General features: G+C 50.1%; 12 protein-coding genes. 9 read left to right on the forward strand and 3 right to left on the reverse strand.

Going from position 1 to position 15,469, the window contains the following annotated elements; all coding sequences use genetic code 11:
* Positions 1–60 precede the first annotated feature (60 nt).
* Positions 61–1,275 carry a transposase gene (locus JIN82_RS14395; protein ID WP_200312364.1) on the forward strand — a complete coding sequence of 405 codons (1,215 nt, stop codon included), beginning with the start codon at positions 61–63 and terminating at the stop codon, positions 1,273–1,275.
* Positions 1,276–1,284: 9 nt separating this feature from the next.
* Here JIN82_RS14395 and JIN82_RS14400 read toward each other — a convergent pair whose 3' ends face one another.
* Positions 1,285–2,718 carry a sulfatase family protein gene (locus tag JIN82_RS14400; RefSeq protein WP_234042062.1) on the reverse strand — a complete coding sequence of 478 codons (1,434 nt, stop codon included), beginning with the start codon at positions 2,716–2,718 and terminating at the stop codon, positions 1,285–1,287.
* A 356-nt stretch (positions 2,719–3,074) separates the two neighbouring features.
* Between JIN82_RS14400 and JIN82_RS14405 the strand changes: the two genes are divergently transcribed.
* The 3 genes from JIN82_RS14405 (at position 3,075) to JIN82_RS14415 (ending at position 6,449) form a co-directional block, all read left to right on the forward strand.
* The gene (locus JIN82_RS14405) at positions 3,075–3,644 is read left to right on the forward strand and encodes a PEP-CTERM sorting domain-containing protein (protein WP_200312366.1); all 570 of its coding nucleotides are present in this window, start codon (positions 3,075–3,077) and stop codon (positions 3,642–3,644) included.
* Positions 3,645–3,968: 324 nt separating this feature from the next.
* Positions 3,969–5,582 (forward strand): L-aspartate oxidase, encoded by a 1,614-nt coding sequence (gene nadB, locus JIN82_RS14410; protein WP_200312367.1) that lies wholly within the window; start codon positions 3,969–3,971, stop codon positions 5,580–5,582.
* An 18-nt stretch (positions 5,583–5,600) separates the two neighbouring features.
* Positions 5,601–6,449, forward strand: a complete 849-nt coding sequence (locus tag JIN82_RS14415) for a hypothetical protein (RefSeq protein WP_200312368.1) — start codon at positions 5,601–5,603, stop codon at positions 6,447–6,449.
* Between the two features lie 836 nt (positions 6,450–7,285).
* Here the strand turns inward: JIN82_RS14415 and JIN82_RS14420 are convergent.
* Positions 7,286–8,635: a hypothetical protein gene (locus tag JIN82_RS14420; protein WP_200312369.1), complete on the reverse strand. Its 1,350-nt coding sequence runs from the start codon at positions 8,633–8,635 to the stop codon at positions 7,286–7,288.
* Entirely contained in the window at positions 8,632–9,954 is a 1,323-nt protein-coding gene (locus JIN82_RS14425; protein ID WP_200312370.1) for a hypothetical protein, read from the reverse strand. The genes JIN82_RS14420 and JIN82_RS14425 overlap by 4 nt, the downstream gene beginning before the upstream one ends.
* 119 nt (positions 9,955–10,073) lie before the next feature.
* Here JIN82_RS14425 and JIN82_RS14430 point away from each other — a divergent pair, with 119 nt between their 5' ends.
* The 5 genes from JIN82_RS14430 (at position 10,074) to JIN82_RS14450 (ending at position 15,447) form a co-directional block, all read left to right on the forward strand.
* A complete protein-coding gene (locus JIN82_RS14430; RefSeq protein ID WP_200312371.1) occupies positions 10,074–10,577 on the forward strand; it encodes a lactoylglutathione lyase family protein in 504 nt (167 codons plus the stop codon).
* 417 nt (positions 10,578–10,994) lie between these two features.
* On the forward strand, positions 10,995–11,876 hold the full coding sequence (locus tag JIN82_RS14435) for a haloacid dehalogenase-like hydrolase (protein ID WP_200312372.1): 882 nt from the start codon (positions 10,995–10,997) through the stop codon (positions 11,874–11,876).
* Positions 11,877–11,912: 36 nt separating this feature from the next.
* The gene (gene mpl, locus JIN82_RS14440; protein ID WP_200312373.1) at positions 11,913–13,310 is read left to right on the forward strand and encodes a UDP-N-acetylmuramate:L-alanyl-gamma-D-glutamyl-meso-diaminopimelate ligase; all 1,398 of its coding nucleotides are present in this window, start codon (positions 11,913–11,915) and stop codon (positions 13,308–13,310) included.
* A gap of 410 nt (positions 13,311–13,720) precedes the next feature.
* Positions 13,721–14,527, forward strand: a complete 807-nt coding sequence (locus JIN82_RS14445; RefSeq protein WP_200312374.1) for a hypothetical protein — start codon at positions 13,721–13,723, stop codon at positions 14,525–14,527.
* Between the two features lie 119 nt (positions 14,528–14,646).
* Positions 14,647–15,447: a PEP-CTERM sorting domain-containing protein gene (locus JIN82_RS14450; protein WP_200312375.1), complete on the forward strand. Its 801-nt coding sequence runs from the start codon at positions 14,647–14,649 to the stop codon at positions 15,445–15,447.
* The last annotated feature ends 22 nt before the right edge of the window (positions 15,448–15,469 follow it).

Genomic DNA, 15,469 nt, shown 5'->3' on the forward strand with positions numbered 1-15,469 from the left:
CGAAAAGATGCACGGCATTTTTTAGATGCAAGCCACTGATTCTGTGCGATATTGGTGATTATGAAATCTCCAGAACCATTGCAGAATCAACAAAAACCAGCTGAGTCGAAGCCGCTGACGCCGCTGCAGCTGGCGGATTGTAAAACGGGTTTTTCTGGTGGCGCCGCGGGCATGATTTGTGCGCCGCCGTCTGGCGGACATGTGCGCATTGTTGGTGATGCTCAGCACTCCTACTGCTACCACGTGATGAGTCGCACGGCGGGCGGAGATTACCTGTTTGGCGACCAAGAAAAAGAAGCGTTTTTGCGCATCATGTGGCGCATGGCGCGCTTTTCAGGCATAAAGATCCTGACTTATTGTTTGATGGATAACCATTTCCACCTGCTCATTCGCGTGCCTAGCAGGGTGAAATTCAATGCCAAATTTGAAGCCTACGAGTCACACGGTCGGCCAGATGAAAGACCATCGCAAACTAAGCTACAAGGGGAAGAGCGGCTGATCGACCACCTGCGGACGCTGTATAGCAAAGCGTACATCAGCCAGCTACGAGCCGAGCTGGCTCACATGCGCGCCAATGGCATGGAGCGCTATGCTGATGAGCAACTAACTAAATACAAAGAGCGTTTTTGTAACTTAGAAAAATTCGTTAAAGAACTTAAAGAGCGCTACAGCCGATGGTATAACAAAACTCACGGAAGGCGCGGAGCGTTGTGGATGGGGCGCTACAAAAGCGTGTTGGTAGAGTCGACTAACAAACCCGCCGAGCACGAAACCGGTGAAGATTTCACCGCCCTGCATGCTATCGCCGCCTACATCGATCTTAATCCAGTTAGGGCGGGCATCGTTAGCGATCCCAAAGACTACCGCTGGTGCGGTTACGCCGCCGCGCTAGCTGGCAGCAAACGCTGTCGCTACGGGCTCTGCGAGGTGATGCGCGTGGCACAAACTAGCTGGCACAAAAACGCCCATCGCTACCGACTCTGGCTGATAGAAGACGCTGCCGTGACTGATGAAAATGCCAAATCTCAGCTAGAAAATGAACGTGCTAGAGGGGGCAAAATCTCACCCGCCGAGCTGCTACGACACAAAATAAAATACTTCACCGACGGCGTCGCCATCGGCGGCAAAGCCTTCATCAACAATCAATTCAGAACTCACCGCAAAAAATTTGGCAAGAAACGCAAGCAAGGCGCAAAGCCTATCACCTCAGCTGGCCAGCCAGCTAAAACTCCCGCCCAGCTGTACAGTCTCAGACACTTCCATGAGGAAGCCTAAGCAACCGCACTAATTCAAATTCTTGATATCCAGATAACGATAACGCTGCAATTCATCGCGCAGTGTTTTCACCTTCTCAGGGTTTTCATCTGCTAGATTATACTTTTCGGAAACGTCTTGTTGGAGATTAAATAACTCTACATTATCGAGGTGAGTAAATTTATGTTTCTCGGCTTTCTTCATGTACTGTTCCACCATTCTATCTGAGTGTAACAATAGCTTCCAATCCCCCTTGCGGATTCCTACCAACTCGCCCATGAGAGAAAAATAAAGCATGCTATCACGTGGCGATTTCACATCAGCGTCGCCACTCCACAGCGCACTGATATCATAACCATCCAGCTCACGGTCGCTTGGCAAAGTAGCTCCTATCAGCTTTGCAAAAGTAGTATATAAATCTAGGGTTGAAGCCATCTCATCGCAGACTTTTCCAGAAGCCACAATGCCTGGCCCCCACATCACCGTGGGCATACGCATGCCGCCCTCCCATTGGTAAGACTTGCCATCTCTCAGCGGGCCAGCCGTACCCACTTCTTCCGGAGAGCCAGCATAAATCCATGGGCCATTATCCGAGGTGTAAACTAACAAGGTATTCTGATCCACACCAGTGTCGCGCAATGCTTTGAGAATTTCACCCGTGCTCCAGTCGATCTCCTGAATCGTGTCGCCATATGGGCCGTGCGCAGATTTACCAGCGAAGCGCTCGGACAACTCGATAGGCAAATGCGGCATACAATGAGCCACGTATAAGAAAAATGGCTGTTCACTGTTAGCCTTGATGAAATCAACCGCTTTTTCGGTGAACCGCTGCGTCCACAATGTCTGATCAGCTGGAAATTCTATCACCTCGTCCCCCTGCATCAGCACGCCACGGTTTTCAGCGCCCCATCTTTTCTCCAAGAAATCCTCCTTCGTCCGACCATTCCTAAGCACCATATTGCTAGAAACTTTAAGGTGTGAGCTCATCACCATGTCATTGCTATAGGGGGCGCCATAGAAATAATCAAACCCACGATCTAACGGAAGATTTCCCTCGCTATGACCTAGATGCCACTTACCCACCATGCCTGTGGTATATCCCACTTCTTTAAACAAATCGGGCAAGGTCTTGATTCCAGCAGGCAGTCCATGCTCATGGTCTGGGAAAACTACCCCCTTGGAAAATCCAACTCTAGCAGGATATGATCCCGTCATCAACGATGCACGAGATGGCGTACACACAGACGCCGTCACATAGAACTGAGTGAACTTCATTCCCTCAGCAGCCAGCCCATCTATCACCGGCGTTTTGATCGTCTGAGAGCCAAAGCACCCTAGGTCGCCATAACCTTGATCATCAGCCAGAATAATCACCACATTAGGCCTTTTGCTTGCAGCCGCAATTGTCGTCATCAAACTAGCCAAGACGGCGCTCACTATCCATTTATTTATATAATTCCTCATTATCTAGGTTACTACTAAGCTAGTTAACTTCGAGCCGTATTGTGACATACTTCCCCTCACATAATACGAACCGTAGCCCCATCTTTAGCAGCTTCATTCATATTTATTATTAATACAGAACACATCAAATATGTATCGTTTTGTAATAAACCCCACTAATGGCTCCCCTGAAAGCTAGCTATTATCCCGTCGTTACACGAATAGCCACTGTCGTTTCGTAAAAATCACGGCCTAAAAATGCCGTCCATTGAAATTAAACTTGCGTAATCGCGCAGCTCGGACTAAACACTTGTTTGAAACATTTTTCACGCATCTCTTACACAGGTAACTCAATTAGAAAAACATATAAAACAGCCATGCAAACTAACAAAATATCATTATCGAGTTTAGCCATAAGCCTAGCCACTTTTGCTACTCTATCCATGGGGGCTCATGCAGCTGTGACTCTGCAGATTACAGAATACACCAGCTCAGCCATAACATTCACCGTTAGCGGTACTTTAGACGCAGATTCAGAAGGAGCAAGGAGGTCCGGCTTGTTGATTATAGCTCCCTCAGTCGATCTAGGCACACAGTGGTACACTGGCAGCCTGGTCCTTGATACAAATTCTCTCACAGTTGATGGCGTTTTGAGGGATCCTCAAGGATTCGATAATGGGGGAGAAACTGGTGATTCTATTTACTGGAGTGGACAGACGGGCGATAACGGAATTCTCACCTCAGGAACCGTCCTTTCAGGATCAGCCCGTTTGACTGGAACTATAGATGACTCGTTTGATATCTCAGACTTCAGCCTATACTCTGGTCTGAGTTCACTCAAAACACCAAATAGGCTCGAAGCCGTTGCTACTCCTGAACCGACGTCAGCATTACTTCTATGCTTTGGCGCAATTAGCCTTCTAGGAATACGCCGTAAAGCAAGCTGATACCATCTGAGCATCAGGCTTAGGAGATTTGTGTTTAGTTGCTTACCCCAGCTCGAAAAGACTCCTAGCTGTAAGCGAATTAGGTTCAAGGTAGATACGCATCTATATCCATCCTTACCAGTTCAATAATCAAGACCTTGGCGACGGCAATACTGCCAGCAACTAATATTCATCATTCCCATATCTAGTAAGACAGATCAACGAGAAGCATAGGCCAGACAGTCAACTACCCTCAGTCAGCAACTGAGGATTTATAGCCCGCTCGAAATTCATGCAAAATTGGCTTTGGCAATTGACCATCCGTTCCCTACCATCAGCCGCCACATGACTAGCGACTTTCTCGTTATTGGTACAGGCATTGCAGGCTTATCGTTTGCACTGCGCGCAGCTGAGCACGGCACCGTGAATATTATCACCAAGGGCGCCGCGCTGGAATCCAATACAGCTTGGGCTCAAGGGGGCATCGCCTCCGTACTTCCTGAGCCGATGCGTGAGCTGGGCGATACGATAGAAAAACACATTGCCGACTCGCTCGATGCTGGAGCAGGTCTGTGTAAAGAGCCGATCGTGCGCACCATCGTAGAGGAAGGAGCCGCCACCATCGAGGAGCTGGTAGAGAATGGCGTAAAATTTGACCGCACCGGTGATCGCTACTCGTTAGGCAAAGAAGGTGGCCATACACAGCGCAGGATTTTGCACTCTAAGGACATGACAGGCATCGCCATTGTTACCGCCTTGCTAGAGCGCGCCAAAGAACACGCCAACATCCAGCTGATGGAAGATCATTTTGCCATCGACCTCATCACCACCACCAAGCTGGGGTTAGTGACTGACGGTCGTGTGCTCGGCGCCTACGTTTTGAAAAAAGAATCTGGTGAGGTGGAAATTTTCCGCTCAGACCGCGTGGTACTGGCCACTGGTGGTTGTGGTAAAACCTACCTGTACACCACCAACCCAGACAGCTCAACCGGCGACGGCCTAGCAATGGCATGGCGCGCTGGCGCTAACATCTCCAACATGGAATTCATCCAATTCCATCCCACTTGCTTTTACAACCCAACAGCCACTGGAGCGGAGGCCAGATCATTCCTCGTCTCTGAAGCCGTACGCGGTGAAGGTGGCGTGCTGGTAGATGCCAATGGCAAAGAATTCATGCACCAATACGACGAGCGCGGGTCACTAGCACCGCGTGATATCGTCGCTCGAGCCATCGACCACGAAATCAAAAAAACCGGTGCTGACTGCGTCTATCTAGACATCACTCACAAGCCAAAAGGATTTGTCGCTGAGCGATTCCCACACATTTACAATACGCTACTGCGCTACGGCCACGACGCCGAGGTAGATCCAATCCCAGTAGTGCCTGCGGCTCATTACCAATGTGGCGGTGTGGTCACCGACGTCAACGGCCTCACTAACATCCGCGGTCTAGCTGCAGTGGGCGAAGTCGCACACACAGGCCTACATGGAGCTAACCGTCTAGCATCCAACTCCTTGCTAGAAGCCCACGTGCTCGCCCGCCGCGCGCTCAAGCGCATGATGGTCCTCTATCCACCTGAGAAAGAATCACCCAGCACACCAGACATCCCAGAGTGGGAACACGGCACCCGTGCTGCTCCAGACGAACAAGTCGTCATCCACCACAACTGGGATGAAATCCGCCGCATCATGCAGGACTACGCATCCATCGTGCGTACCGACAATCGCCTGCAGCGCGCCGCCATTCGCCTACACAACCTGCGCCGCGAAGTGCGCGAATTCTACTGGGGCCACCGTGTCACTCCGGATATTTTAGAATTGCGCAATCTCGTCACAGCTGCTTCTCTCATAGTCGATTGCGCTATCCAGCGCCAAGAATCACGCGGCATTCACTACACCTTGGACTACCCCAACAAGAAGTCTCGCTTCATGAAAGACACAGTGATGCGTCGGTTCTAATCGGATCACAATCTAGTCATGTTCAAGGGAATCATTGCATTGGTATTTTTCACACTCACACTAGCAGGCGCGCACGCCCAGCTAGACGCAGCCGCCATTGCCAGTGGCCCATCACTCACCGGTAAACCTCGCGTTTCCGCTGGCGGTCCGAGGGTAAGCGCCCCATCAGGTGCCCATCCGGCGAACCCATTCACCCGCTACCGCTACCCGTGGAAAAAGAACATCACCGCCACCATTTTCTGGATTGGTGAAAAACCCACCGCACGAAACCCCACGCCTAACTGCGCCAGCTCGTGGGATACCAAATGGGCCATCAACTACGGCGGCTACGACGACCCAAACCCAGCCGCCCGCATCAACTACCGGCCCAAAGCATTCACCCCCAAGCTCAACCCATTCTACATCGCGCTACCGTACAACGACCGCATCAACTGGAAAGAACACAAACCAGAAGCGTCAAAAGTCATCCCGTGGTTCAAGGCCATGAACCCAAAGCCAGGCAAAACCGTGCTCAAAGGACGCTGGCTGCAAATCGTGCACAACAACCGCGTCTGTTATGCCCAATGGGAAGATTGTGGACCATTCCTCACCGACGACTGGCGCTACGTCTTTGGCAATAGCCAGCCAGCCAACCCACATAATAGCCAAGCCGGCATCGACATCTCCCCAGCCGTACGCGATTACCTAAAAATCCGCTCCGGCGACAAAGTCCACTGGCGGTTCATCCACTTCAAAGACGTGCCTCACGGACCATGGGCGCTCTACGGTACTAACAACCCGTTCATCCACCCTGAGCAAGACCCAGACCTACGCGCCCAGCAACGCTACATGCGCTACCTGCGCGAGGTCAGAGATGGTAAACGGTAAGGTTTTCCGTCGCGGAAAAACCCAGAAATACCCACTTTCCAGCTGGCTCGCCTAGCCAGAAATCCCTGTAAATATAAGGGTTCCAGCCAGCTAGTGATTTCATGCTAGGTAAAAATGTCTGGCATTTTTTTTCTAAAAAACCAGCTAGAAAATTACCAGCTAACTCAGTAGCTCTGCCGAAGGCTTTTGGACTGCGAAGATCCTTCTCCGCTTTCGCGAGCTGGCTGGACTGCCTCGCTACATGCGCTACATGCGCGAGGTCAGAGATGGTAAACGGTAAGGTTTTCCGTCGCGGAAAAACCCGGAAACACCCACTTTCCAGCTGGCTCACCTAACCAGAAATCCCTTTAAATATATGGGTTCCAGCCAGCTAGTGATTTCATGCCAGGCAAAAATGCCTGGCATTTTTTTTTGAAAACCAGCTAGAAAATTACCCGCTAACTCGGCAGCTCTGCCGAAGGCTTTCGGACTGCGGAGATCCTTCTCCGCTTTTGCTAGCTGGATGGACTGCACCGGTTGCTGCCCTCCTGCTGACTGGAGTTCGGCACTTTCTAGCCCCCTTTCAGGGCGCGATCGGCTAGCTCTACCTCCCCATGGCTGAAGCCATGGGCTTTGTTCTTTGTCGCTTTCAGCGCCTGAGCAGCTTGTGCTGGCCAGCTAGATCTGGAAAACAAACAGCCCCCCCAGCTAGACAAACCCCTAACCAGTTAGCAAAAAGCAGCTGGAGAAATAGACAGCTACACGTCAATATCAGCGACTTGAAACAAGCAGCTAAAGAAAAAAGCCAGTACGCTGCGCCATCAAAACTCTAGCTGAAGCGGAGGCATCTAGAAATCTCACTCCTCGTTGCTAGCTATGATTTCCGCCAATAATTCCATCTGCTGATAGGTGATTGGACTGCCCTCAGGTCTACTCGCAAAGGGATCATCATCCGCTCGGGTATCTGCTGGTATGCTTTCGTATAATTCCACCAAGCTGGCTGGATCCTGAGCTCTGAGCCAATCACTAGCAGAAGAGGAAGTCATTCCTGATAGATTCACTAATCCTTCATGCATGCGCAGGTAAGCGATCTGCTGGAGGCGTGGGTCTTGAATTTGCTCAGCAACCTCAGGATTAAGGTCACAGCTAGATCGCATGCCCTGAGGGGTCGCCATGGCGAGCAAGTACTCATCCTGGTAGGATACCTCAATATGATCTGCCACCCACTGAATGGCTGCAGAGGCATCTTGCTTTGCATATTCATTTAATCCAATGCTGAGGTAGTTTTTTTGAGACTGCTGGTCATCAGCCTTCGCCAGCATATGCGCTAATCCAACAGGCGGATCACTTATCATCAAGTGGTAGCCGTACGCAGAATCAAAAGCCTGCTTCATCTCGGCACCCAGATTTTCCGCAATAGGCGCGAGCATCTCCAGCTGTTCTCTGCTGAGAGCCTGTTCAGAATTGCACTCTAAGACAACTTCGAGTACTTTTTGTTGGAAATACAAATCTTCCACTTGCCCTAGATTTTCTATCCAATTGTCTTTCATCTGTGGATTCCTGTGCCAGCCATTAAACATGACCTCATGATACAATTTGCGGCGCTCAGATTGGCTCAGTTCATTAACTAAAGAGATACCCTTATCTGGGTCTTTGATAATAAGGGCAGATGCCAGATTAGCCTTTGTTATTATGTCAGAGAACCAGTCTTTTCGAGCTTCTGGATAGTTAGACGACCATATCCAAGCGGCTTCGGGATCATCGCTCCACCACGTGCGAAATACATCACTTCTAGATAACTTATGCTGCATTGCAGCATAACAAGCGGCCTCGGGATCAACCTTAACCCAGCGCTCCAATAGAAACCCTATCATTTGAAGGTCGGGTTCATGCTCAGCTAGCATCACATCCAGAACTTGTTGAAATTCAGCCGAACTCATACCCTCAGTCATCGCCATCACGCGCGCATTGCGCCTCAAATACTGGTGACCATCTTGGGATTTTGGCAGACGCGTTAGCCAGTTACCTAGCTGCTTCACATGGCTCGGCTTAGCCGCAGCGTCCACAGGCAAAACAGACACCGAGCGCATCTGGCTATCTAAAACCCTCTCCGCTGGATGACTGGATGGCTTTCCAGCCAGCTGGAAACCTATCAATACTCCAACAACTGCGAGGCTAAGCGCTATAAGCGACGATTGGTATTTCACGGTTGTCCCTCCTCGCCAAGTAAGCTTTGCAAGTCAGCCTCTTGCCGGCTCAACCATTGCTCGGCCCCTCTGGGTGATTCTTTAACAAATTGCTGGTAATGTTTCCGGTAAAGTTTCTGCTGTAGAACCGGGTCGTCAATGCGCTCTAGCAAGTGCATACTAAACCCAACATCTCCGCGGTTCAGCTGTTCTTTGATTATATTGACTTCATCCAACTTATCACCGTATTGATCCAGCATCACCATCGCCTCGTCAGGGCTGGAATTCAGCAATGTTACCACTGATATCATAAGTCCATATCCAGCTTGCTCACCAGCTTCCAGCGCAGCCAGCTCTGACTTCATTCCTTCCGCTGATACTAGCCAACTCGATCTGTCAAATTCATCATATAGTATCGAGGATTTTTGCGAACTAGCGCTCACACAAAAATCGTCATCTAATTGCTCAAATGGAGCTAGAAAACTCTCGAACTCGCCCTCAGGCATCAGCCCTGCGGCAACCTCTAGCAACTCCTCAACCTCAGTATCATCGTCATGGCTAAGGATCATTTTTTGCAGTTCTTCGCGGCGCAAAAAAATAGCTGATCTCATCGTCCTTTGCAGATCACTACTTGATTCTGGCTGTTTTAGGCAACGTTGGATGGCTCTAGTCAGATCAGAGTGTACAAGGCCCTCCAAAAGCTCATGATGCAATCTTTCTGCCATTTGTTGAGATAAATTTCCCTGAGCGCATGACTGTATGTACCAAGCTTCCGCCGCATCAAAGTCGTTCTGCGCCCACATATTCATTACTCTATCAGGCCAAATCGATAGATCAACTTGGCTATGAACGAGTGCGTGATGAAATGCCGCTGATGGGTCGATCTCAGCCCATGAACTATACGGCTGAAGCCAAAAGTTAGCACTACAGTTTTTTATCGGCCCGCTAGCTAGCTGGGCCATCAAGGCATCCATTGTTAGCTGGAATTCAGCCGCATTCAGCCCCTCAAATATCATAAGCTGATAGATCATCAGCTCGTTTGTATCGGCCATCGGCTGGGTGGGATTATATTCACTGTAGAGAGCCATGAGCTCGTCCACCGCGAGCTGCACTTTTTGCTCTGAGCTGAGGCCAGATTTTGACAAATGCTGCCAATACTGCCGCGTCACATCCTGAGCGGAGCTGCTCCTTTTTCGCTTGCTTGGTTTTGCTAGCTGCTGGGCATCGCCAGCTAGATTTGATTCAGCCATCTCGCCACCGCGCTGGCTATTCCCTAACCCATAGCCGAGCGCCAAACCACCACAGCTGGCTGCCAGATAGATCCACTTTGCTAGACTCATGGAGAAATAATTAGATTCTTTGTTAGTTCGTGTAAAGCTCGGAACACCCGATTCAAACCTTTGCTCACGAAGATACTTAATTCCACTTGCGCGGTGAGCGATCTGTCGCACCTTGGCGCATGTCAGATTATCCACGAACCTTTTCACACATAGGCATTTCCGTTCCCGATCTCGATGCAGCTGTTAAATTCTACGCTGAAGTGATGGGCTGGTACACCATCATGCCGCCGACCGAAGTGGTGAGCGACGATTCCGCCATTGGCGTGATGTGCGACGACGTCTTTGGCAAAGGCTGGGGGAAATTCCGCATTGCCCACCTGTCCACAGGTGATCGCATTGGCGTCGAGCTGTTTGAGTTTGCTAACAAAGAACCAGCTGAGAATAATTTCCCCTACCAGAAAACGGGCCTGTTTCACTTCTGCGTGCAAGATCCAAACGTCGAAGAGTTAGTTGAAAAAATTGAAGCGGCTGGCGGCAAACGTCGCATGCCTGAACCACGCTATTATTACCCTGGCGAAAAACCTTACCGCATGATTTACGTGGAAGATCCCTTTGGTGTGGTCTTTGAAATCTACAGCCACAGCTACGAACTCCACTACTCAAGCGGAGCCTATCAAGGGTGAAGATTGAAGAGAAAAGAGTGAAAACCAGCTAGCTGAAACCCGGCTAGACAACTCCCAGCTAACTCGGCAGCTCTGCCGAAGGCTTTCGGACTGCGGAGATCCTTCTCCGCTTTCTCTAGCTGGCCCGACTTCTGCGCTTTCTGGCCCCCTTTCAGGGCGCGATCGGCTAGCTCTACCATCCCATGGCTGAAGCCATGGGCTTTGTTCTTGGACGCTTTCAGCGCCTGATCTAGTTCAGGAAACCCGGCGGGACAACCGTTAGGTACATACAAACCAGCTAGGCGAACCCCACCCAGCCAGAGATTAGTTAGAAAAGAAACTATCTACCTGCTACCTGCTGATGACATTGGGCAAAGAAATGAATCTTGCAGCTTGGCGGAGAATTTCATTTATTAGAGATCGTTTCCTATTTCTATCATGCCTGCTCCGCAAAATACCATCGCGCTCGTATACGATTACGACCAAACTCTGAGTCCTAGCTACATGCAGGACGACGTCTTGTTCCCGCAGTTTGGCATCGATCCAAAGTCGTTTTGGGAAAAATGCAATGCCCTGTGCACAGAGGACAACTGGGACGGCGAGCTAGCGTACATGCACACTCTGCTGCACTACCTCGATATGGATCAGGTGAGCAATGCGCGGCTCACCGAGCTGGGCGCTAACCTGAAGTTTTTCCCCGGCGTGGAAGCGTATTTTGAAGAAATAGAAAATGCCGTGCTGCGAGACCACCATCGTGCGGCGGACATTCACCTCGAGCACTACATTGTGTCCTCCGGGCTGAAGGCGCTGCTAGATGGCTCCAAGCTAACAAAATACACTAAGGCGATTTACGGTTGTGAGTTTGGCGAAAATGCTCACGGTCAGATTGCCTATCCAAAACGCACGATTTCCCACACCACCAAAACCCAGTATCTATTTCGCATCAACAAGGGGATGCTGAGCTACGACCAGGACGTTAATGATCACATGCCATCGAGCCTGCGGCCGATTCCATTTGAAAACATGATCTACGTGGGTGACGGTCCAACAGATGTGCCCTGCTTTACGGTGATGAAAAAGACAGGAGGTCGCGCGATCGCCGTCTACAACCCGGATGATCCGTCACGAGCTAGTTTCAAAAAATGCTATCAGCTCTGTGCGCATGCCGACCGCGTCAAACACATCGCGCCAGCTGACTACCGCTGCGGCAGCCACCTTCGATTGATCATCGAGCAGATGATAGGCGAGGTGGCGGACCGCATGCTGCGGCTACAAAAAGACGAAAAAGATCAAGGCACTGTATCTGCGCCAAAATTCTAGTTTCCAACAGCCGCGTATTCTGTTCTGCTTCTGGGCATGAGGAATTTCCATTTTATCGGCATTTGTGGCACCGCCATGGGCTCAGTAGCTGCAGCCATGCAGGCCAAGGGCTATCGCATTACAGGCTCAGACGAAAACGTTTACCCGCCGATGTCGACATTCCTCGAGAGCCAGGGCGTCACCATCACGCCCGGCTACAAGGCGGAGAATATTCCAGCTGACGCCGAGGTCATTGTGATTGGCAATGCCATCAGCCGCGGCAACGAAGAAGCGGAGGCGGCGCTCGACCGCAAGCTGCTCTACGTCTCTCTACCAGAAGTGCTAAAAGAACATTTCCTCAGAGGCAAACGCAATCTCGTGGTGGCTGGCACTCACGGCAAAACCACCACCTCATCGATGCTCGCGTGGTTGCTGAAATCAGCTGGTGTGGATCCTAGCCATATGATTGGTGGCATTCCTAAAAACCTCGGCAAAGGGGCCATCTTCACCGATTCTGAATTCACCGTGTTAGAGGGTGACGAATACGACACCGCCTTCTTTGATAAACGATCCAAATTCCTCCACTACTTGCCGGAGGTGGTAGTCATCAACAACATCGAATTTGACCACGCTGATATTTATAACAACATCGACGAGATCAAACTAACATTCTCGCGTTTACTCAAAGTAGTGCCGCGCAATGGCATTGCCTTTGTCAATGGTGACGATGCTAACTGCCTCGATGTTATCAAAGATGCTCCAGCTCCGGTGCAGACAGTTGGCTTCGCTAACAACTGCGACATCCAAATCACCGACATCGACTATCAGAGCGGTTTCAGCGCATTCACGCTAGCTGGCGAGCGCTATCAGATTCCCATGACCGGTGAGTTCAACGTGCGCAATGCTGCCATGGCTGCCTGCGCGGCTAAATTCTCTGGCTTCAGCGTGGAGCAAATCCGCGACGGGCTAGCTAGCTTTGACGGCATCGCCCGCCGTCAGGAGCTCAAAGGTGAAGTCAATGGCATCAAGGTGATAGACGACTTTGCCCATCACCCGACTGCCATCAAACTCGCGGTGCAGAGCTTGCGTCAAAAATACCCAGACTCACGACTGTGGGTCGTTTTTGAGCCGCGCTCAAATACCACGCGCCGCAAAGTTTTCCAAAACGAGCTGGCTGATTGTCTATCAGCTGCTGACCTCGCGGTGGTTTCCGCAGTGCCTGATCCGGAGAAATTTGCCGCTGACGACAGGCTCGATCCAGCCCTACTGATAGAAACAGTGGCCGCATCTGGCACTCCAGCATGGCACGGGCAAGACGTCGACCACATCATCGACATCATCAGCGCGGAAGCGCAAAGCGGTGATGCCATCGCCATCCTCAGCAATGGTGGATTTGGCGGCATCCACAACAAGCTGCTAGAAAGACTCAAGCAGATCCAGCTGGCTGCCAAATAGCTAGCTGGCTGACGCCACCAGCGAGCTAAAGCATTGTCTCAACGACAATGCCAAGCTCAAGCTGTGCCTATTTTGAGAAATACAAGCAGCTGCTGGCGAGGGCTTTCATCTTCTCTCACCTTTCACGTCCTCACAGCTGGGCAGCCGTGGCTTGCTGTCTGCTAGTCTATCTAATGACTGCTCAAACTCAGGTCGTTTCACACCTTCTCACTAAATCGATTTTATCCTCGCTGAGCAAAATGCCACCACGGCTAGCAAAGCTATAGTTTACGGAAAATCTTTTCAGCTCTTAAGTCAATCTCCCCTAACGGGGATATCCCTTTAGGACACACACCATCAATGATATACATTGACAGCTGAATGAAAAACCGTTTTAAACGATAGGTAGCACCAAGTTACTCTCAATTCCCATGAAACTAATACCCTACTCAATATGTCTAAGTCTATTAGGCATCCAACTAAGTCCCGCAGCCATTGTTTGGCCATCATCTGACGACGGCTGGATAGCGGTTACAGATTCTAACGGCGACTACTACGGCGATCCTGACGACATCAATCCCGCCTCATTAAATATGATAGGCGATGAAGATACGCCGATGCTCTTCTGGCAATACCAACATATGGACAGCGCTGAAATGGAAGACGACCAAATCATCTTTCGTCTGCGCGTTGAAGACATTGCCAAGAACCCCCAATTTACCTGGCAAATTCTGTTCAACACCAAGAGCGAAACAGGCATCGACTTTGTACTAGAATTAAACTTATCCGGTAGTAGTGACGGCATTTATTTAGCCCAAACTCTGACGGATGGGCCTAACTTTGATGACGTCACCTTTGACACATCCACCCCCATAGAAGGTCAAGAAGGTGGCTATCTTTGGTTCACTACAGTTGTACTTGACGAAGGGGAACCAGGTTACGAGGACTACTCGCGTTTTGTAGCCACCGGTGATGGAAACTATTTCGTAGATATCGGCATGAGTTGGGATGCATTTTCCACCGCCACGGGCCTCAGCCTAACTGATGAATTCAGTATTGGAGCATCCACAAGTGCCACCCATACCTCTATCAACAAAGATGTGCCTCTCGGACTGGCTAATACAGCTGGGGTAAATTCTGGCTTCGGATCATCGATCAATGGCATCATCCCAGAGCCATCGGCTTCAGCACTTATCTCTTTTGCGCTGTGCGGATTCATTCTCTACAGGAAAAAATAAACCACCTGAAAAGAGTCCAACAAACAACCACCAAGTAAACCTTAATCCACTTATTAACAATGACTTATTGACTTGAAGGCAAACACGAGCTAAAACATTAGATTAAACAATGCAACCTAATGAAAATATCTAATGCAATCATCTACCTCTTCTTACTCAGCCCTAACCTGACTCACGCAGCAGCTATCTGGCCAACGCTCAATGATGATTGGGTCGCCGTCACCATTAATAAAGGAGCTGGCTACTATGGAGACATAAGCCAGGATGAGAGCCCCACCTCGGTGGACATGGTGGGCAATGATACCACGCCTATGCTTTTTTGGCACTATCAGGACAATGGCACCGTGGATCAGAGCGACGACCAAATACAATTTCGTTTACGTATCGATGATGAGGCCAACAACCCGCAGTACGCATGGCAGATCGTTTTTGATACTGATACAGACGCTGGCATCGACTACGTGCTAGAGTTAGATTACTCAGGAAATCCAGATAAGATCTGTTTCACCTCTACGATTATCGGTGGAGAAGGCATCGATGAAACGATAGCCGATGTTACTTTTGATACCGACAATCCCATTTGGACAACTGAAAATGTCATCGCGTATTCACGTTTTATTACAACGGGTGACGGCATCAACCTCGGCAAAGCTGGCAGTGAAGATTTTTATGTCGATATCGCGATGGACTGGAATACATTTTCCACAGCTACAAATATCGGACTAACGGATACTTTCCGATTCGGAGCGTCTACTAGCGCAACCGACCAATCCATCAACAAAGACGTGCCTCAAGGTCTGGATCCAAGTGATCCGGTCGCTAGCATTTTTGGTGACAGCGTGGTGCCACTGCCAGAGCCATCGTCAGTGAGTCTCTTGGCTCTGGGGTTTTGCGGATTGGCCATGCGCAGAAAACGTTAAACAATCATTGCCATCACTCAGC

This window comes from Persicirhabdus sediminis (assembly GCF_016595495.1).
GTDB classification, from domain to species: domain Bacteria; phylum Verrucomicrobiota; class Verrucomicrobiia; order Verrucomicrobiales; family Akkermansiaceae; genus Persicirhabdus; species Persicirhabdus sediminis.

What these genes read in the sequence shown, in the direction of transcription:
- JIN82_RS14395 (WP_200312364.1), top strand. Translation starts at nt 61, where the DNA reads ATGAAATCTCCAGAACCATTGCAGAATCAACAAAAACCAGCTGAGTCG.
- JIN82_RS14400 (WP_234042062.1), bottom strand. Translation starts at nt 2,718, where the DNA reads ATGAGGAATTATATAAATAAATGGATAGTGAGCGCCGTCTTGGCTAGT.
- JIN82_RS14405 (WP_200312366.1), top strand. Translation starts at nt 3,075, where the DNA reads ATGCAAACTAACAAAATATCATTATCGAGTTTAGCCATAAGCCTAGCC.
- nadB (WP_200312367.1), top strand. Translation starts at nt 3,969, where the DNA reads ATGACTAGCGACTTTCTCGTTATTGGTACAGGCATTGCAGGCTTATCG.
- JIN82_RS14415 (WP_200312368.1), top strand. Translation starts at nt 5,601, where the DNA reads ATGTTCAAGGGAATCATTGCATTGGTATTTTTCACACTCACACTAGCA.
- JIN82_RS14425 (WP_200312370.1), bottom strand. Translation starts at nt 9,954, where the DNA reads ATGAGTCTAGCAAAGTGGATCTATCTGGCAGCCAGCTGTGGTGGTTTG.
- JIN82_RS14430 (WP_200312371.1), top strand. Translation starts at nt 10,074, where the DNA reads ATGTCAGATTATCCACGAACCTTTTCACACATAGGCATTTCCGTTCCC.
- JIN82_RS14435 (WP_200312372.1), top strand. Translation starts at nt 10,995, where the DNA reads ATGCCTGCTCCGCAAAATACCATCGCGCTCGTATACGATTACGACCAA.
- mpl (WP_200312373.1), top strand. Translation starts at nt 11,913, where the DNA reads ATGAGGAATTTCCATTTTATCGGCATTTGTGGCACCGCCATGGGCTCA.
- JIN82_RS14445 (WP_200312374.1), top strand. Translation starts at nt 13,721, where the DNA reads ATGAAACTAATACCCTACTCAATATGTCTAAGTCTATTAGGCATCCAA.
- JIN82_RS14450 (WP_200312375.1), top strand. Translation starts at nt 14,647, where the DNA reads ATGAAAATATCTAATGCAATCATCTACCTCTTCTTACTCAGCCCTAAC.